The sequence below is a fragment of the Methylobacterium sp. E-066 genome (genome assembly GCF_022829635.1).
Classification (GTDB): domain Bacteria; phylum Pseudomonadota; class Alphaproteobacteria; order Rhizobiales; family Beijerinckiaceae; genus Methylobacterium.
In genome coordinates, this window is record NZ_JAKSYO010000170.1 from 22,505 (window position 1) to 42,634 (window position 20,130).

The 20,130-nt window shown below is 62.4% G+C and carries 10 protein-coding genes and 1 pseudogene; 6 read left to right on the forward strand and 5 right to left on the reverse strand.

The genetic code is table 11. The annotated features are described in order from the left end of the window. Nucleotides 1-280 precede the first annotated feature (280 nt). Both MKL20_RS23390 and MKL20_RS23395 read right to left on the reverse strand, forming a co-directional pair. On the reverse strand, nt 281-1,792 hold the full coding sequence (locus MKL20_RS23390; RefSeq protein WP_244038672.1) for a tetratricopeptide repeat protein: 1,512 nt from the start codon (nt 1,790-1,792) through the stop codon (nt 281-283). Nucleotides 1,793-2,053: 261 nt separating this feature from the next. Then, nucleotides 2,054-4,477, reverse strand: coding sequence for a glycosyltransferase family 4 protein (locus tag MKL20_RS23395; RefSeq protein ID WP_244038673.1), 2,424 nt, complete (start codon nt 4,475-4,477; stop codon nt 2,054-2,056). Between the two features lie 2,362 nt (nt 4,478-6,839). On the opposite strand from MKL20_RS23395, the gene MKL20_RS23400 reads away from it, so the two are divergent. Then, the gene (locus MKL20_RS23400; RefSeq protein ID WP_244038674.1) at nt 6,840-9,758 is read left to right on the forward strand and encodes a rhamnan synthesis F family protein; all 2,919 of its coding nucleotides are present in this window, start codon (nt 6,840-6,842) and stop codon (nt 9,756-9,758) included. Between the two features lie 113 nt (nt 9,759-9,871). On the opposite strand, the gene MKL20_RS23405 is transcribed toward MKL20_RS23400, so the two are convergent. Next, nucleotides 9,872-11,650 (reverse strand): glycosyltransferase family 61 protein, encoded by a 1,779-nt coding sequence (locus MKL20_RS23405; RefSeq protein WP_244038675.1) that lies wholly within the window; start codon nt 11,648-11,650, stop codon nt 9,872-9,874. A 358-nt stretch (nt 11,651-12,008) separates the two neighbouring features. Here MKL20_RS23405 and MKL20_RS23410 point away from each other — a divergent pair, with 358 nt between their 5' ends. Then, nucleotides 12,009-13,280, forward strand: a complete 1,272-nt coding sequence (locus tag MKL20_RS23410) for an ATP-grasp domain-containing protein (RefSeq protein WP_244038676.1) — start codon at nt 12,009-12,011, stop codon at nt 13,278-13,280. After that, the gene (locus tag MKL20_RS23415) at nt 13,277-13,936 is read left to right on the forward strand and encodes an acetyltransferase (RefSeq protein WP_147897778.1); all 660 of its coding nucleotides are present in this window, start codon (nt 13,277-13,279) and stop codon (nt 13,934-13,936) included. Before MKL20_RS23410 ends, MKL20_RS23415 begins: the two co-directional genes overlap by 4 nt. A 172-nt stretch (nt 13,937-14,108) precedes the next feature. Here MKL20_RS23415 and MKL20_RS23420 read toward each other — a convergent pair whose 3' ends face one another. After that, nucleotides 14,109-15,887, reverse strand: a complete 1,779-nt coding sequence (locus tag MKL20_RS23420; protein WP_244038677.1) for a glycosyltransferase family 61 protein — start codon at nt 15,885-15,887, stop codon at nt 14,109-14,111. 357 nt (nt 15,888-16,244) lie between these two features. Here MKL20_RS23420 and MKL20_RS23425 point away from each other — a divergent pair, with 357 nt between their 5' ends. The 3 genes from MKL20_RS23425 (at nt 16,245) to MKL20_RS23435 (ending at nt 19,685) form a co-directional block, all read left to right on the forward strand. Next, nucleotides 16,245-17,354 carry a DegT/DnrJ/EryC1/StrS family aminotransferase gene (locus tag MKL20_RS23425; protein WP_244038678.1) on the forward strand — a complete coding sequence of 370 codons (1,110 nt, stop codon included), beginning with the start codon at nt 16,245-16,247 and terminating at the stop codon, nt 17,352-17,354. Nucleotides 17,355-17,404: 50 nt separating this feature from the next. Beyond that, entirely contained in the window at nt 17,405-19,207 is a 1,803-nt protein-coding gene (locus MKL20_RS23430; RefSeq protein WP_244038679.1) for a glycosyltransferase family 61 protein, read from the forward strand. Nucleotides 19,208-19,388: 181 nt separating this feature from the next. Then, complete coding sequence (locus MKL20_RS23435) at nt 19,389-19,685, forward strand: hypothetical protein (protein ID WP_244038680.1); 297 nt, start codon at nt 19,389-19,391, stop codon at nt 19,683-19,685. 43 nt (nt 19,686-19,728) lie between these two features. On the opposite strand, the pseudogene MKL20_RS23440 reads toward MKL20_RS23435, so the two are convergent. Next, a pseudogene (locus tag MKL20_RS23440) lies at nt 19,729-20,130 on the reverse strand (hypothetical protein); the annotation flags it as partial.

Consider the following 20,130-nt stretch of genomic DNA (forward strand, 5'->3'; position numbering starts at 1 on the left):
TTCTCGCCATGACTTTTCCCACATCAGCGCCCGTCAAACCCATCCATTGTGCAGGTCTCTAAGACTCATGCCGCGGGCCTGTCAAAGCGATGCCTGCCGCCAAGGCGTCGCCCCCACAAGGTGCGACCCACTTGCCACACCGATCCCCTACCACCGAAAGTGTCCAGATCAGTGCGGCGCGAGCTTTTGCATCTAAAAGAACCCACCCAGTCCGCGAGCGCTCCCGTAGGTTGAACGCCTTCTGATGCTATGCGCCGCTCCAAACTGCGAGTTGGACCGCTCACAGGACTCGGCTGTCAAGCGCGATCAGGCTTCGGACCAACGGGCTTAGCCAGCTGAACTCCTGCGCGGACGGTTTGTCGCTCCCGAACCGCGCCTGCGCCGTTTTGAGTAGCTCCGACAACCGCATATGGAAGTGTCCCTCCGTGGGGCCGGACGCGGCGGTCATCGTCCGGATGAAGTCGTGCCCGAGTTCCCGATACATGGTCTCGTCCCACCGCTGGTCATGGTACTCATGAAACGCGACTGGATCTCGGACCGTCGAAACAGAGATGCCACGCGATAACGCGCGGGCTGGGAGCCAGATGTCCCACCAAGGGCCGCCGAAGATGAACGGCGCATCCATGTAGCCGGCGGTCGTTTCTGGGGAGAATAGAAACCAATCAAATCCCCCCTCGTAGATGTCGGCGCCGCTACCTGACACGTCCCTCGGATCAGTGGCGTCCACATTATATCGATGCCCGCACACTAGGGAGGTGCGCGACTGAGCTAGGGCTTTGTCAAGGACCGGCCCAGATTTTGGCGAGAGGATAATATCCGCGTTGATCAAGCCTACCGTATGTGCCGGGGTGCCAGGCATTACTGTCATCATATCGTGAATGTACACGTAAGGCTTGCCAAAGCGGTCTCTCGCATCGCGCTGTGCCGTGACAAACCGAACTCCATCAAAGGCATGTTCGAGGGAAGCTCGTTCTTGCGCCGAGTTCAGCGATACGACCTGCGCACCGAGGTGGAGCCACGATTCGACCGCTCGTTTCTGGATTGCGAGGCGGCTTGGCATCAAAGAGGTGACGAGGCATAGGCTTCGCGAAGAAGCTAAGGGAGGCCTCGGACGCCGGGAGGCACCGCTCGCTGGAATGCAAGCTTTGATCGCGCGCATCGCTTCGTCGTACTGGCCAACTCTGAGGAGGCTGTCGCTGACGGCGAACGCGACCTCGTCAGCGATCGCACGATCAGTTGACGCGAACTGATTCGGCATCTGAGTGCTGAGATTTACGACCTCAGTGAAAGCTCCGGCGCGGTAGCGCGTAAGCAGATGGTCGGCGAAGGCGCCGAACGCCACCGCTACGAGTTCGTTGATGCTCTCCGGTTGAAGCGCCGACAGCTTCTCTAAAGCTACTGACGCCCGCCGCCAGTCGCCGGATTTGCCGCAGACGAAAACGAGAAGCCGTTGCGCGTCCGGCGATCGGTCAGGAGCTGCGCTTTCCGCATAGTCAGCACAATTCTTTGCCTCGTCAAAGCATCCAAGCTCGAAGTTAAGCCATCCAAGCCAAAGCACGAGCGATACGTCGCCCGGGGCGAGCTCCACCATCCGCTCGCAATGATATTTGGCCTCGGACAGTCTTCCCAACTGCTGTGATACGCGCACCATCGTGCTGTAGGCGGCCAAACTATCAGGCGCGATGCGGACCACGTCCAAGAGCATCGCATGCGCCCTATCAAGGTCACCGCTCTCAATCCATGCGAGCGCGTCTCGATGAAGTGACTCGGCGTTTAGTGCCGGTGCATCCATGTCAACAGTCCCGATAGCCTTGTTCGGTGGCGGCCAGTCCCGTGGCGCCACATGATGGTATATCTAGAATGCGGCCGCACGGCGCGTCGAAAATGCACGCCTGCCCACGGCGCTGCTGGTAAAGCACGCGTCAACGCCGAACAGGTCGCTGGCGAAGTTTCGGCCTGCGCGCGTAGACCGGATTGCCCATGTGCTATCGTCGGTTTGCGGGCCGGTAGAAATGGATCAGGATAGTTTGGAGTTGTCGTTGACCTTCTCCAATTAAGGCGCCTTAAGTAATGCGTGTATGCTATCTAGCCGGCTTCTGTAGCGTTGTGAGATAGCGTCGATGCTAAAGTTATTTTTGACGAATTGGGCTGCGCGCATGCCACGTCTTGCCGCCTCGTCGCGGCGGTATAGCACCTCGCGCATAGCGGCGGCGGCGCTGGCGATCTTCGGATCGGCCCATACGCTGCCGCGTTCAACGCCCAGGTACTCATCATATCCAACGGCTACCAAATCATAATCGACCAGAAAGCAATTATCCTGTGTGCAAAAATCCATATTTCCTGAATATGCTGTTGCTATAACAGGACGTCCGAGCTGCATGGCTTCCAGCATGCCGAAGCCGAAACCTTCCGCCCGGTGGAGAGATACGTAACAGTCACAGGCCTGCTTCAAGGAAAGAATTTGTTCGTATGTAAAGGTCTCGTCAATGACCCGGATCCGAGGATCGTCTTGGATAAGTTCATCGATCGTGCGCCAGACGCTGACCTGAAAGGCATTCGAGACGCGGCTCCGGTTCCAGGTCTTGATAATGAGCGCAACCTCTTGGTTCTCTTTGTCGAACGCTGCCTGAAATGCGCGAACGGCCGCGAGCGGGTTCTTGCGCTCGGCGTAAGAGAAGGAATCAAACGTGGTCAGGAAGGTAAATTTGTCGTTCCGAGGAAATTTAGTTTGCGTCTCGAGGTGCCGTGGCAGATTTTCGACGGCCATCCCAACATTTACAACGGGCTTGTGAGTGTATGCAGCATAGATTTCTTGAACATATTTTGAAGACACCCAAATTTCATCCAATATTTCGAGTGCAAGAAGGTGTGACTCTGGAATTTTATTAAGTTCCCAGAAAAAATATCCGATATTATAACTATTTTCGAACGCCGACTTCGGTAAGATCGAAAAAGCGAGAGGGATGAAGTCGGAGTTGAGATGAAACAAATTGATACGACGTGGTTCGGCGTATGACTGATAGTTGATTTGGCTCGAAAATCCGACGAGAGCTGGGTTTTCGACGTTGAACGGTAAGGCAGACAGCGATGATCCGATGCTGCGCTCAAGGATTTGATACGAGAGACGTGTCGCCTGTCCGAGCCCCGACGTCTTATCAATGGGACCGATGACGGTCACGCCCTCCCTCGTTTCGTTCTCGACATCCTCCGCTGGCGATGCACAGGGTCCCGCGTTCCGGGACGATTCCGGATTTGAAACGGCCGCACTGGTGTCGCCGCGCGACCGGACTTGTTCGGCGAGGTCATGAGTGTAGGGGGCGTCTTGAAGGAGGAAGGACAGGTTGTCCTCGAAGGAGCGGGTGCCGCCTACGTCGTTTGCAAGGAGGACCTTCATCGAGGGGACGGGAAGCAGATCAGCTACGTAAGGATACTTGCAGCTCAACAGAAGGAAGTAGTGGAGAGCGGCTAACCGGCCGGCACTGCTGTGAAGGTTTAAACACTGCAGCTCAGGAGTCTTGGCGATATGCAATCGCATAAACGTGCTGAGTTGGAATCGGCCATAGGAGGCTCGATCTATTTTCCTCAATGCAGATTTCTGGTCAGATGTTACGAGTTTGCGTTCGAGATTCAGTTGTGGAGTTTTCTCGAAACACCACCAATACAGTGCCTCGTTCTCTATATCGGGCTTTGTGACGTCTAGAAGGTCCGGGCGGTCTCGCCGGAGAAGGTTCCAAAGCGCGACGCTGATACTCGCTGGAAATTCGGAGACCGGAAGCGGATCGTTTAGAAACTGGATCTGGCTCTGCGAGAGCGGGACGCTGAGGGTCCGCCCCCATCTCAGACTATATTCTGCGATGTACCACAGGAGGACCGCCAGGTGGTCCTTCGTAGAGCCAGACAGCTTGGTTTTCAGGTCCTTCTCGCCCGACCGGATCACCTCGTTGCGGAGAAATTTGGAGATCAGGCCGTCGCGATCCTGCTTCGGGTGAGCCGTTTCCAGAAGAGTGGCCGATAGCGATCTGCCGCCGGGCGAGGATGGGGCGTCATCAGAGGTTCGAGGCCAGGCGGCCTCGCTCTGTGCTGCGTGATCCTCTGCAGCTCGCAGTTCGGCAGCCATCTGCAACATCAAGGCTGAGAAGGAATCCGGAAGCGGAGGAATGGTGCTTCGGAGGTTGAGGGTATCCAGGTGAATATTTTTGGCTAGGACGTGGTCGCTGCCGAGAATTGAGATTTCGATCGCACCGTCCACGGCCGAAAAGTTATGCAGGTCGGCCACGAAGCCGTGCCGCCCATCGCCGATGCCGTGATCCTTGAGATCCTGCCGAAAAATGTTGGCTTTTATGACCTCTGTCTTACCGCCCGCAGTGGCCCGGACGAGAAGAGGCAGGTTTGGATTATGCTCGTCGAAGGCCCATCCGGTGATGAGGGGCTCGTCGATATAATCGATGAAGCCGCGCCACCTTTGATAATCGGTCATTTGCAAACTCGTCAATGGGGGCGCGCCCCTACTCAGGTAGCCGAAACCTACATGACCCCCGCGGTTTAGCGGATTCCAAAATGGGTTTCGAGACCACGCACTACTAAGGGGGGGAAGTGAGTGAGAAATTGGCTTCGAAGGCGTTAGTCACCGTGCCAGCGACAGTCTTGCAGCATATGAAGATAAAATGGGTTCCGTCCCGCTCGACCGCAATTGTATGTTTTTCAACACTGAATAAATGACCCTTGCCGAATGCTAAAATCGCCAGAGCATTTGGATTGTAGAAACGTAGTCAGTAAACGTAGGGGCAGCAGATCCGAAACTTTTGACCGGGTTGCCATGTGGGGCGAAATGCTTGGCGAAGGTAGCTTCTTAGATTGGACCACTTTGACTGATTAGGACATCAAGGTATGTATGATCTTCGCTTCGTTCAGGAGCTGACACCGGACGAACGTTGCGTCGCAACTGCACGATCCAGTGGTCGAAACAGGCGCATATCGACGCCGCGCGTAGCGGGCCACTCTAGCACCGCGCGGCGTATCGCGCTTGGCATGTCTGCAGGTTAAATTACGTCTTCGTCCGGGATACCGGTCTGCGAGCTCAATGGGAAAAGGTGGGCGCAGGGACACCGGGGCAGCGTCGTACCGGGTCGCCTGAGCCAACAATAGCAGGATCGGTCGGTCGCAGGCGTCGGGCAACTCTCTGATCCGGATACCCGGCTCGGAGAAGTCATTTTCGATGTCGATACGAGACGATTGCCCCCGGCTTCGGCCTGCTGGGCGTGGGCACGTCGACGATCGTCGAGGCCCGTCCTCACTATCGGCCACCATCACCTTATCCACATGCCCGGTCACGGCGCCCGCTATACATGGCCGAGCGCGCGCGCGGAAGGCGCCGGCACGGGCGACATCGGGCGGCCGCCTTTTAAGCGCGCACAGCAGGCTTCGGGCTGGCATGAGATGATTGAGTTTGCCACACACCGTCTGGCTCGGCGCTACGGCTCTGATCACGACGGCGCCGGCACCAGCGCCAGCTCGGGTTGCCGGGTCTTTCAGATCACGCAGGCGCCCGTTCCAGAGGATGCCACTGCCTGACTAAAACATGCCCGGACAGGTCGGCACCGGAATTCAGCGTCGAGATATCATCGAGTAGGTTGTCATACGGGATGGTGCGGTTAAGATTAACCCGTGCCTGCTCCCTGAGTTGGGTATTCGCTGCAGTCGTAAAATCGTCTAGGATCATGGCACACTCATCGATCTCAAGTAATCTTCAATCAAACAAAATGCAAGTACTGCAGTACTGCGTCGCCGGATAGTTTCATGAATCGTCCCGGCATGGTGCGATAGCTTCCACAGACGTTACGACAAAACGCCAGTGCCCATTGTTCACGATTTGCGAACGACCCCGTCCGTGCTGTACAACCCGTGCTTGCGCGCTGTCTAAGCGCCCGTTAGGGGCAGCGGCGTGCACCATTCCGATCCAAAGATTTAATATGGCCCGTCTTAGCGCGCTTCGTTCGACGCTTCACAGCCTCCTTGGTGTCGTTCGCAACCGCTCCGCCGAGCAAAGGCTTGCGGATTTCGAGCTGTTCGACGCCGAGTGGTACCGGGCGACCCACGCCCTTGACCTTCCGCCGGCCCAGGCTGCACGACACTACCTGCACGAGGGGGCTGCACGAGGACTGAGTCCCGGCCCGCTGTTCGACGGACCTTGGTACCTGGACAACCATCCTGACATCGCTGCAGCGGGCTTAAACCCGTTGCTGCACTATCTCGACAGCGGCCGGGCGGAAGGACGGGCGATCTGCCCAGTTGCCGACTCGGAAGCAGTCGCGCGGATTACCGCCTCTGAGTTGTTTGATGCGGAATGGTACCGAGCGACCCAAGCCCCAAATGTGGTGTTGGACCAAGTCGCGTGGCATTACCTTCAGGAAGGCGCGACGCAGGGCCTAAGCCCTGGCCCCCTGTTTGACGGGCCGTGGTACCTTCAGGGCAACCCCGATGTCGCGGCTGCAAGGTTGAACCCGCTGCTTCACTACGTGACCAGTGGACGGTTCGAGCAGCGGCCAATCTGCTCGGTCGTGGATCCGAAAGCGGTAGCGAAGATCGCAGCCTCGGATCTGTTCGACGCTGAATGGTATCGGGCAACCCAGGCGCCAGGCTTGTCGCTTGACCGGGCAGCGCAGCATTACTTGCAACAGGGCTCCGCGGGTGGGCTGAGCCCGAGCCCCCTGTTCGACGGGCCCTGGTATCTCAAAACCAATACAGATGTTGCTGAAGCGCGCCAGAACCCCCTGCTGCACTATCTGAACGATGGGCGCGCTGAGGGGCGTTCGATCTGTCCGTTCGCCGATCCGGAAGCGTTGGCGCGGATCGAAGGCTCCGAGCTATTCGACGCGGAATGGTACCGGGCGACTTACGTCCCCGATCTGTCGTCGAGCCTGGCGGCGCGCCATTACCTCCGCGAGGGCGCGGCGCGCGGAATGAGTCCCGGTCCCCTTTTCGATGGGGCATGGTATCTCGCCAACAACGCCGATGTCGCCGAAGACGGCGCTAATCCGTTGCTGCACTACCTGGTGAGCGGACGCACGGAGGGACGGCCGATCCGCCTCGCCTGCGCCCGGGATCTCGGCGCAAACCGGATCGAGATCCTCCCCATCGTCCTGCGCGAGAGCACGCCCGCGCGCCTCGTCGTCGTCGTCCACGCCTTCTACGTCGACGTATTCGAGGAGCTTTTGCCCCACCTCGTGCGGGCGCTCTCCCGGTTCGACCTGCTGGTCTCGACCGACCAGCCCGACAAGAAGGCTGCGCTCGAGGCGGCGGCGGAGCGTGCCGGACTCGCCGGCGGTTGCCGGGTCGTACTGGTGGAGAATCGCGGTCGCAATTTCGGGCCGCTCGTCACCGTGTTCGCACCCGACATCCTGCGCTACGATTACGTGCTCCACATCCACACCAAGAAGTCGCTATTCAGCGGCGCCGAGCAGACGCGCTGGCGCGATGAGATCTATCGCGCGCTGTTCGTCAACGTCGCCTGCGCCCGCCTCGCCGTGGCCCTCCTGGATGAGGATCCCCGGATCGGCCTGTTCTTCCCGGAGACCAGCAAGCACATCGTCTATTGGGCGCATACCTGGCTCGCCAATATCGGCGCGGGCTATGGGCTGCTCGATCGCCTCGGCCTGCGCTACGACGGGTTCGACGAGTATCTCGACTATCCGGTGGGCGGCATGTTCTGGGCGCGGGTCGATGCCCTGCGCCCGCTTCTGAGCGCCGGATTGACCCCGCACGATTTCCCAGAGGAGCACGGTCAGACCGACGGGACCCTCGCCCACGCGATAGAGCGGGCGGTTCCCCTCGTATGCCGGGCCCAGGGCTACAAAGCCGTCTGCTTCGATTACGATCGCGGGCTCGCCCGCTACGATAGCAGCGCGCGCAACTGGCATCAGTACAGCGCCCGGACCCAGGATCAGGCGCTTCAGGCGCTGTGCGAAGTCGACCTCGTCTCATTCGACCTATTCGACACCCTCGTGAGCCGCCCGGCCCGGCGTCCGGATGCGGTGCTCAAGCTCGTCGAGCACCGGATTTCGTCGGAGGCGGGCCGGCTGATCCCGCTGTTCGCCGAGCGCCGCGCTGCCGAGAACCGGGTGCGGGCCCGCCGGCACCATCAGGGCGACGTCAACCTGTCCGAGATCTACGCGGAGCTCGCTGCTTCGGGGCCGATCCCGGGCGACGTGGTCGCTCGGGCGCACGCCCTCGAGAAGCGGATCGACCTCGGCGCTCTGCGCCCGCGCGCGGAGGTCATCGCCGTCCTCGAAGCGGCGCACGCGCTCGGCAAGCGGATCGTCCTGATGACGGACACCTACTACGAGCAAGCCGATATCCTCGACATCCTTCGTAATGCAGGGATCGCCGACCTGTTCGCCGCGATCTACGTGTCCAACGCCGTCGGCGCGCGCAAGGACCGGGGCGACCTGTGGCGCCACGTCGAAGAAGCCGAGGCGGTGCCGCGCGCCCGCTGGCTGCATGTCGGCGACAACGAGCACTCGGATATTCAGGCCGCCTGTGACCGCCGCATTTCCTACCTGCACGTCGCCCACCCGGCCAAGATCCTCGCCCAGAGCGGGTTCGTGCGGGACGACGGCGATCTCGCGCGGACATGGCCGTCCGATCTGGTCGTCGGCCACGCCATGCTGGCGCTGGGCCGCAATCCGTTCCTCGGTCGAGCCGCCGCCCCCTACCTGTCCCTCGGCTCGACCCGCGATATCGGCTACGCCGTCTTCGGACCGCTGATGCTGCTGTTCATGTCATGGCTGATCCGGCATGAGGCGCTGACCGGCATCGATAGGCTGTTCTTCCTTGCACGGGAGGGCGATTTCCTCGTCAAGGTCTACCGCTTGGTTCGGGAGCGCTACGGTCTGGAGCACCTGCCCGAGGGCCGGTACTTCCACGTCTCCCGGCAGACCGCGATCGCGGCCGCACTGGGCAAAGGGTTCTGCCCGGATCTGGTGCTCGGGGCAGGCCGCTACATGGGCACCATCCAGGGGCTTCTCTGGAACAGGACCAGCTTCACGGCCCCGGCGCATCTCGAACTGGACCGCTTCGACGTGCGACTCCCAGGCGACGCGCCGGTCGTCGAGCGCGTCATGAGGCAGATCGAGCCGGAGATCACCGCCCACGCGGCGGACATGAACGCGCGGTTCCGCGCCTATGCCCGGCAGGAGAAGCTGGAGCCCGGCGGGTCCTACGGCGTTGTCGATGTCGGCTACTCGGCGACGATCCAGAAGATGATGCAGGTGGCACTCGGCCAGCCGCTCTCCGGCTTCTATATGACGGCCTTCGACACGGCGAACGCCGTCGCCCGGGACGGCGGCTGCGCCTTCCGCTGCTTCGACGCGGGCACGGAAAATCCCGAGACGACATCGCTGCCCGTCCTGGCTCATGCCCTCGCCGTCGAGGCGTTCCTCACCGCGCCCCACGGACAGGTCGTGGGCTACGAGACGACGGGTGACCGGATTGAGCCGCTATACAAGGCGGACCCGCGCATGCCGGCCGAGCACGTCATCCTCGCCGATCTGCATGCCGGCGCCGAGCAGTACATCACCGACACGCTCGATCTCTACGGCGCGAGCCTGCTCCGGGCCGAAATCCCGCTGAACGGGCCGCAGGAACTCCTGCGCATGCTGATGGAAGGCCAGATCGCCACCTCCTCCGAGCCGATGAAGGCACTCGGCGTCGAGGACGATTTCTGTGGCCTCCCGATCCATCGGGTGTACGCGGCCAGATAGGAGCGCCGCGCTGCTCGGGGACGGAAGCTGCCTTGGCGGCCTCCAAATACGTGCATCGCAGGCGTTGAGAACCTGCGCCCTCCTCGGAGCCAGGCGCCGAGGGCGTCGAAGCGCTACGATACGGAGGTTGCGAACGCGAGCGCCCGCGAGACCTGCTCGAGGGATACGGAATAGTTCGCGTGCATGGGGTGGATCCCCTCGGCATGCTCCGTCGATCCGCGAACGAACAGCAGGCGGGCTCCGCTGGACTCGACGAAGCTGGTGAAGCCCCGGAAATAGAACGCCAAACTCTCGTGCGTGAGGGCCACGACCCGAGCGGCTGGCCGGCAGAACATGCAGTTGATCAGAGCCGAACTCGCCGAGCCGACGATGATGTCGGCGGAATGGTAGATCGCCACCTGCTCGGCGAACGTCAGCTGCTCAGGGTGGACGACCTCGAATCCGTGAGGTTGCAGGGCCTCGATGATGTCCGCCTCGTTGACGAGCCGGCGCTGCGCGAAACCGCGTCGTGACAGGATGACCCGCCGTCCGGCCTGCCGCAGGTCGAGCCCGTCCGCAGCGAGCCGCTCAAGGATCCTGCGCCGCACGGCGGCGAGGATGTCCTGCGGCCAAATCGCATCGTAGATTGGAAATTCCGGCCGCGTATCGAACGGGAAGAAAGCTGGCACCGGAGCCATGGCGAGTTCGCGAAAGCGCGTCGCGACCGGGGGCAGCGTCACGACGGGGCGGTCGCGCTCGTCCATCAACGTGATGATCTGCCGGTGCGACTCCGGCATCTCAGCATCAACGCAAATCGGAATCCCAGAGGGGCACGCAGGATCGTTGAAGCTCAGAAGGCGCGGGACGAACTCGAGCAGCCAGTGTCCATACTGCCTGCTCTGGAACCCGAACAGCATCAGCCCGGCATCGATCTCGCGGATCTCGGCCGGGGCCTCGATCAAGGCGCGTCTGGGACCCCAGACGGCCGTCATGATCTGACCGGGATTGACGCCATCCTTGATCTCGGCGAGGCCGCTCAGTGGGTGGGCGGCCAAGTCGTAGATCAAGCACTGGCCGTGCAAAACGACGTTGCTGCGGGGGAAGGTCAGGCAATCTTTGAATAAAGCAAGGTATTGCGGCGGTGCATCAAGGGTTCCAGGTCGCGAAGTCAGCGTGATCGGGCCGTCGAGGAACTGCACGTCCGGGTCGGCCATCGTTCGGCCGGCTAACAACTCGCGATAGACCCCCCGACCCTCGTCGGCGGCCTGCCTGGCCGAGACAATGTCATAGATGCCGATGGGGCCGAGACCGGCGATCGATCGGGTGCTCTCGTGCAGGGCCGCGGCCTCCTCGTGCCGATCGACCTCTGCCAGTGCGTTCATCTGCAGGATGCGTAGGTTCCGGATCTTGACGCTGACGCTGTGGCCGTCCCCGGTCGCGAGCCCGGCATCTCCGCCGTTCAGCGCGAAGGCGATGCGGTAGCACTGCACGGCGGGTTCCGGTCGGTAGCGGCACTCGTGATCCCAACCCACCCTCAGAATGGTCGCGGCGGCCTCGTGCATGGCCGCCTCGGCCCCATCGCGCCGAATCTCAGCGACGAACGCTGACGCTTCGTCCCAGTTTTCACGCTCGATGAGATCGCGCAGGCGCGCTGTCACGGCGGCCATCCGCCAGCGCTGATGCTCGCGTGGGTCGATCGTGGCGGCGAGCTCGTAGGCGCGCGCCGCGTCGCCGAACCGATCGCTGCCTTCGAGCCGAAATCCGAGAGCCTCGAGGTGCCGCACGGTCGCTGCCGAACATAGTGACGCAGGAGGCTCCGCGCTGAGCAGAGTGGTCAGCTTTTCGAGCTTGTCCCGGGCGTTGCCGATGTCGATCGACCGGACCAAGTCGATGAAGGTCGCCGTCGGCCGCATGTCTCTCCCATCTGCCGTCCTCTGGTCATAGACTGCGTCGGCTCAGTAACGGATCTCAGGTCGAGTGACGAGCGATCACAGCGATGGGATCTAGCCGTTTCCTCAATCGCGTCGCCAACGAACTGGCGTCTCAGCCTTCGTTCGAGGAATCACCCCTAGGCCCCCGCGCGCCGGGCCGGGGGTGTCGCGGCATCCGACAGTTGCCGATCCGGGCTATCACCCGTACCACACCGGGACTGCTCACCGTGTTCTCAATCGTCACCCTGATCGCCGCGCAGCGACGCGCCTGAGGGCGCCGGGAGGTTGAAGGTGCCGCATGGTAGACAACGGCAATCTCGCATTGCGCCTGGAGTGATCGATGAAAAAGAGGGTTTTGGTCGTTCCCGCCGGAACAGAGATCGCCCACGAGGTCATCGAGAGCCTCCGGTTCTCAAAATATTGGGATGTCTACGGTGGTAATTCTGTAAAAGATCATTCGGAAATTCTGCTGAACGACAAATGCCATTTTGTCCCGTTCGTGGTCGATCCGAATTTCGTGTCGGCCGTCCAGGAACTGGTCACGAAGTTGGATATCGATTTCGTCATCCCGGCGCATGACGAGGCGCTATTTCGTTTGGCCGGGCGCATCGATGGGGCGATCGTCGCCGGACCCTCGCCGGAGCTGGGCGAGATCTTGAAGTTGAAATCGAGCACGATCGCCAAATTGCGGGGCGTGGTGCCCGCGCCGCAAATCTACGCTCCCGGCGAGGAAAAATTCCCCGTCTTCTGCAAACCTGACCGCGGGCAAGGGTCGCGCGGCATCCGGATCGTCCACGACAGCGATGAGCTCGATCAGATTCGCGCAACCGATAGCAATCTCATCGTTCAGGAGCTGCTGACCGGAGAAGAGGTTACGGTCGATTGCTTCTCCGATCCGTCCAGTCGCGTACTCTTCGCGAGCGCCCGGAGCCGTGTCCGCACGACGGGTGGTATCTCCGTTCGTTCTCGGCAGGTGGGCGATGCCGAATTCCCGCACTTGGCGAGCAAAATCTCAGAGGCGTTGCATCTCACGGGTGCTTGGTTTTTTCAGATGAAGAAAAATGCCGATGGGCACTACAAGCTGCTGGAGGTGGCCAACCGGATCGCGGGGTCGTCCGGGTTTCAGAGGGTCCGCGGCGTCAATTTCATGGACGCGTGGCTTCATCAGCTGTCCGGACAGGACGTAAAATTTCAAACTCTATCCAAATTTGATTTTGTGTATGATCGCGCTTTGTACGTTAAGACGATTGTACAATCAAGAATAAATGCACTCTATGTCGATTTTGATGACACGCTGATTATAGATGGAAGCATCGTCAATCATCGGCTGATCGGGATTTTGTTTGGTGCAAAATATAATAAGCGGAAAAAAATTGTTCTTTTGACACGGCACGACGGCATCGTTGAAGAAAAGCTCGTGCATTTTGGCCTCAGCAGCCTCTTCGACGAGATCATCCACCTGAAGAAAGGTGAAATGAAATCGAACTCCGTCGAAGGGGCGGATGCGATTTTTATCGACGACTCGTACCGTGAACGAGCCGACGTCGCGGAGAAGTGCGGCGCGATCGCGATAGGTCCGGAATCCCTTGATCTCGTCGAAGGTATCTTATGATCCAGGCGACATCATCGACAGAGCGGCTCGTCCTCTTCGGCGCGGGTGCGCTGGCGCGCGAGTTATTAGTCGTCCTCCCGCGGCTGCATACGGCCGGGCGTGAGATCGAGTTCGTCGCCTGCCTCGTTGACCCTGACGTCGCGGCCGCCGACAGACTTCACGATCGCCCAATCTCACGGAATATCAGCGACTTCGCCGGCGACGATACCCTCCGCTTCGTCGTGGCGCTGGGTGAGCCCAAAGCTCGGGCACGGGCGGTCGAGCGCCTGCGTTCGATCGGAGCGCGCTACGCTTCGATCATCGATCCAGGGGTGCTGATCGGCGCGAGCAGCAGCGTCGGTGAGGGCTCCATGATCCTCGGCCATGCTTCCATCACGGCGGATGCGCATCTGGGCGCCCACGTGCTCGTGAATCCCGGGGCAACCATTGCGCATGACAATCGGATCGCGGATTTCGCGACCTTGAGCCCTGGCGTGCATTTGGCCGGACACGTCGTCGTCGAAGAAGGCGCTTTTCTCGGCACTGGCGCATCCGTGATCCCGGGGACCCGCATCGGCGCCCGCGCCCTCGTGGGCGCCGGTGCGGTCGTGATCCGAGACGTCCTCCCGGGGCATACAGTCGTCGGCAATCCCGCCCGCATCCTACGCCGTGATTGAGCGTGTCCAATTGGTCGAAACCGGCAGGCTCGCAGTCCCCGGCACAGCGAGCAGGCCGCCGTGCGGTCCGATTTTCGATCGCGCGTGTTCCTAATTCGAGAGTGCGGGCTACACATCATTATTAGAGCCAGTCGAGCGCGCTCTCTCCGCCCCCAGCTCGGATGGCCATGTCTTATGTGCGCCCAACCCTCTCGATGGCGCGCAGCACCTGATCCGGCGACACGGTGTAGTTGGCGTGGAACGGGTGGCCGAGCTCGTTGCGTTCCGTGATGCCCCGCACGAACAGCAGGTCTGCGCCACTCGACTCGATCATGCTGGTGTATCCGCGGAAGTTGAACGAAAGACCTTCATGAATCAGGGCAACGACCTTGGCTCCGGGATGGCAGAAGATACAATTCGTCAGGGCCGAACTCGCCGACCCGACGATGATGTCCGCCGCATGATAGGTCGCGATCTGCTCGGCGAACGTGAGCGTCTCTGGATGAACGACTTCGAACCCGTGTTGTGCGAGGGTGCCGACGATTTCTGCCTCGTTCAGAAGCTGACGCTGGGCGAAGCCACGACGCGACAGGACGATACGCCGACCGGTCCGGCGTAGGTCCACCCCGCGTTCCGCCAGCCGCCCGAGTACCCGGGAACGCAGGTCGGCGAAGACGTCGGCCGGCCAGATCGAATCGTAGACCGGGTGCCCGGGCCGCATGTCGAACGGCAGGAGCGTGGGAGCCGGCGAGAGGCCGAGTTCCCGGAAGTGTGTCGGTACCGCCGACAGCGGGATGATCGGCCGGGCTCGCTCGTCGATCAACTCGATGATCTGCCGGTGCGTCTCCGGCATGTCATCATCGATACAAATTGGGAAGCCGTCAGGGCAAGCGCGGTCGTTGAAGCAGAGCATGCGCCCAATGAATTCCAGCAGCCAGTGGCCGTAATTCCGGCTCTGTAGCCCAAACAGCATCAGTCCGGCCCCGATCTCTCGGCGCTCTGGGGGCGCTGCGACTAGGGCGCGTCCGCTACCGTAGGCCGCGATCATGATCTGATCGGGATTGACTCCATCCCGGATATCGAAGGTGCCGCTCAGCGGGTGGGCGGCGAGGTCATAGATCAGGCGGTCGTCCTGGAGCACGACGTTGCTGCGCGGGAAAGCGAGGCAATCTCGGAAAAGGGCGATGTATTGGGGCGGCGCATCGCGTGAGCCGGCTTGAGACGTCAGCGCTACCGGACCGTCGAGGAACCTAATCTCTGGTTCACCGATCCGGCGCCCGGGCCGCACCACCCGGTAGACGCCTTGACCGTCGGCCGCCGCTTGGTGTGCCGACATGATGTCGTAGACGCGCATCGGGCCGAGGCCGAGCAAGTCGCGCGTCTGTTCATGCAGGGGGGTGGCCACTGCGTGCCGGCCTTCCTCCGCCAACGACCGCATCTGTAAGATCCGGATATCGCGGATCTTGCGCTCGAGCGTGTGACCATCGACCGTGGAGATTCCGTGGCCGCCGTCACTCAGTGCGTGCGCTAGCCGGTAGCATTGCACCGAGGCCTCCGTCTCGTAGCGACACTCGTAATGCCACGCGAGGCGCATCAAGATATCGACCCCTACGCCGATCCCCGCGTCGGACTCTCCGCCGTTTCGCAGAGCCTCGACGACGGCGGCGGCCTCGCTGAAGCGCCCCCGCTCGCACAGGCCCTGAAGGCTCACGGTGACGGCGGCCGTTCGCCAACGCTCCCGGTCTCCCGCATCGACGGCAGCGATCACCTTGTAGACCTCGGACGCTTGCGCAAACCGGTCGCTGCCCTCCAGGCGGAAGGCGAGGGTCTCGAGGTGCTGCACGATCGCTTTGGGATGGGCGCCGGACTGAACAGCCTCGACCGCCACCGCAGCGAGTTCCCCGAAAATCCGAACGGCGTTGCCGCCGTCGATCCTCTTGATCACATCCATGAATGCCGCGGTCGGCCGCATGTTGCTCTCCTGTCCCGTCGCGCCGCGACGGCGCGGGGATCGCGATCCGACCGGTACCGGATGTTACCTTCCCTGACGAGCGCGCGTCGGGCACCTGCAACCCCGCTCATACGGCGCTCGACGCGCGGAGAAAGGACGCGCGGAGAGAGGCGGCTCGGCCGATGGGTGTGCGATGACCGATGCGGATAGACGCTTGACGACGCCGCGACGGGCTACGATCCCCACCCGTCGCCTTACGCCGCCGGTCATGTCGCCCGGTGGTGCGCGCCTTCCGCACCCATGCGTGGGGATGTATAGCGGGCCGCGTCGCTATCCCACCAGGATGGCGGCGATCGAGAGCGAAGGCGTGTTCGAGCGATGATCCCGGTACTGATCCCGAGCCTCCCGGAGACGGACGCGATCGTCCCCTACCTGCGCCGAATTGACGAGACTCACACCTACAGCAACTACGGGCCTCTCACCAACGCGTTCACGGCCGGGCTCTGCCGCTTTATCGGCGCCCAGAGTGGCGACGGGCCAGTCCATGCGGCTCTGACCAGCAACGGCACAGCTGCGATCGAACTCGCCCTGCGCTATCGCACCGTGGGCCGGACCGGCCGGATCTGCGTCATGCCATCCTGGACCTTCATCGCCACGGCGCACGCGGCGGCCAATGTCGGACTGACCCCGTACTTCACCGATGTCGATCCGGAGACCTTGGCGCTCACGCCAGACATCGCTGCCCGCGCCCTGCGAGCCAATCCCGGCGATGTCGCGGTCGTCGTCGTCGTGAGCCCGTGCGGAGCCCCGATCGAGGTCGGTGCCTGGGAGGCGTTCGAGGCGGAGCACGGCGTTCCGGTGATCTTCGATGCCGCCGCGGCGGGTTTGAACCTCCGGCATGTCGGCGCTCAACCCCTATGTATCAGCCTGCATGCCACCAAGGCGCTCGGGATCGGTGAAGGCGGCGCGATCGTCACGAGTGATGCCGCGATGGCGGCGGCGATCACCGCGATGACCGGGTTCGGGTTCTCGGCCGGCAGTCGCGTCTCGGAGATGCGCGGTGGCAACTACCGCATCTCCGAATATGCGGCTGCCGTGGGTCTCGCCGTCCTCGACGACCTCGACGCGCGCATCGCCCGGCTGCGCGAGGTGTCGCTGGCCTATGTCGCGGGGTTCGAGCGGATCGGGGTGTCGATGCAGGCGGGCTTCGGCCGGGACTGGCTGACGATGACCGCTAACGCGATCTTCGACGCCCGTGCCGTCGCGGGCGTGACAGCGGCCTTCGACCAGTCTGGGATCCAGTGGCGGCGCTGGTACGGCGGCGGCTGCCACACGCACCCGATTTTCGCCGCATGCCCACACGATGGCCTCCCGGCGACGCGCGGCGTCGCCGAGACCGCGATCGGCGTGCCGTTCTTCCCGACGATCGCATCGGAGCAGATCGCACAGGTCTGTGGGTGCGCCGAGCGGGTCTTGGCCTCTCGCTGAGTCAGCATTCGAGCGATCGGCCCCCAGTCGCGCTTCCACCCGAACGGTCGATGACGATGAGCGAGTCATTCCGGCAGATCCTGATCCAGGCTGCGCAATCCGGCACGGAGGGGGGGCTGGATGCTCTGGAGCGGTCCCTGAGCGCGGCAGAGCCGAGTGACGTCCTCGCTCAACACTTGGCAACGCTCGGGTTCCGGTTCGAATCTGAGGATAGGGCGGGGCTCGCCGCCAAGGCCTACGCGCTCGCCGCGCGGGTGGCCCGGGCGCAGGCCCCCGGCTATCGGCTCTCCGCGATCCGCGCCCGGATCCTCGACCGGTGCCGGAACGAAGACTACGACGCCGTCGAGCCGCTGCTGGACGAACTGCAGCAGGCCAAGGCCGCCGCCCAGGACAGGGGCCAGTCTGATCCCTCCTTCACCGATCTCGGATGGGCGTGCGAGATGCAGGGGGAAGCCGAGCGCGCAGTGCGCTTCTACCTGCTGGCGCGGATCGTTCGCGACAATCACGGCGGCGCGGCGCTGACGCATGACGGCGACACATTCGAGGTGAAGGTCAAAAACCTGCGGCGCCTGCAGTTCGATGCTCTGCTGGCCGAAGGACGGTTCAACAAGGCGATCGAACTTCACAAACGAACCGGCCGTGTCCACGGCTCGGCTCCGCTCGCCAAGTACGAGATCGTCAGCGTGAAAGCGCTCTCCGAGACCGGCGCGGCCTCATACCTCGAAATCCTGCCCAGCCGCCGTATCGAAGCCCCTGCTCTCAAGTTCTGGGAGCCACCTCCGCCTCTACGGTCCGAGTCGGGCGACCTCGACATGCCGCCGCTCTACCTCGCATTCCTGAAGGAGGCCCATGCGTTCCCACGCAGCAATGTCATCGTGACCGGTGATCAGGTCGTTTACGATGTGGCGGCCCATCCGCGTCGGAAGGACGTCCTGATCCAAGACGGCGTCAATCTCGACCAGATCATGATGGCGGCGTTCGGCCAAACTCACGCCCTGATCGAGCTTCCCGAGAACGCAGAGCGGATCGAGGCCGGGCTGGTCATGTTCGGTCTCCAGAGTCGGAACTACGGACACTGGTTCAGCGAGTTCGTGCCGCGCATGATCTGTTACAACGATCCGCGCTGTCCGGGCGGGATCCCGCTCTGCATCGACGATCACATGCCGGGCACCCACGAGGAGATCCTCGCTTTGCTCGACACCCGCAACCGGCCGGTGATCAAGCTGCCAGCCAAGCCCGTCTCGTTTGGGACGCTCGGGATGGCGCCAGTCCCAGCTTTTTTTCCCTTCGATATGAAGCCCGGACAGCCGTTCTACGATACGATCTGGCCCGCGGACGTCTTCAGGATGATCCGGGATCGTATCCTCCGGCAAGCTCGCGACCGTGGCATGTTGTCCGAGCGCAGGGACCGGCGCCTGTTCATCTCGCGCAAGGCATTTACGCAGCGCGTGCTCGAGAACGAGCAGGAGGTCGCCGATCGCCTGCGCCCGCTTGGCTTCGAGGTCATCTATCCGGAAACCCTCTCGTTCCTGGAGCAGGTCGCCCTGTTCCACTCCGCGGCCCTGGTCGTCGGGTCATCGAATTCTTCCCTCAACAACGTGCTCTTCTCTCAACCCGGGTGTCAGATCCTCGGTCTGATCCACGAGGACCTGAGCTTCAATTTCCGAGGTTACACCAGCTACGTCGAGGCAGGGGGCGCGCAGATTACGTTCCTGCGCGGCCGATCGAGTGAGCGGAGGGACAGCGTGCACGCCTTTCACGCCAACTATCGCGTCGATCCGAAACAAGTCATAGACGCGGTCGCTCAGTTGACGACGCGATCACCTGCCATCTCCGGCCGCATCGTGACGTGATAAAAGTCGCGACGGTTGCCTCGGGGGTCTGGATCCGTATCCGGATGACAGCTCAGCGCAACACCTGAGGCGGCCCATCCGCAATCGGCGCGCCGTGGGTGACGATCTACGGAGCCTGCGGCATCTCATTTTCCACGACCGCAGCCGGCGATCGGTCGAGACATCAGCGAGGACACGATCGATGCAGGCTGCCGCTGAGACCGCAGCCCCGGCTCCGCCTCAGCTGGAGCCGTGGCAGGTCGATTTCTCGACGATCTACCGCAGCGGTCAGTTCGACCACCTCTGGTACGCAGCGCGGTATCCGGATGTCGGCCTGACCGACCTCTCGCCGCTCGAGCACTACGTGAAGTACGGCGCACGGCTCGGCCGGCAGCCGCGGCCGGATTTTCCTGGGACGCCGGACGAAGCGGTGGACGGGACCTACGTCAACCCGTTCGCGGCGTGGCTGCGCCAGCAGGGCGACGCCTCGTCGGCTTAGCGGACGGCAAGCCCGTCGTTTCGGTCCTGTGCATCACCTACAATCAAGAGCCGTTCATCCGCCAGACGCTCGACAGCATCCTGAGCCAGAGGACCGAAACGACGGGCTTGCCGTCCGCTAAGCCGACGGAGGCGTCGCCCTGCTGGCGCAGCCACGCCGCGAACGGGTTGACGTAGGTCCCGTCCACCGCTTCGTCCGGCGTCCCAGGAAAATCCGGCCGCGGCTGCCGGCCGAGCCGTTCGCCGTACTGCACGTAGTGCTCGAGCGGCCAGAGGTCGGGCAGGCCGACATCCGGATACCGCGCTGCGTACCAGAGGTTGTCGAACTGACCGCTGCGGTAGATCGTCGAGAAATCGACCTTCCACGGCTCCAGCTCAGGCGGAGCCGGGGCGTGGGTCTGAGCGGCAGCCTGCAACCATCGTGTCATAGTTGAGGTGCACGCACG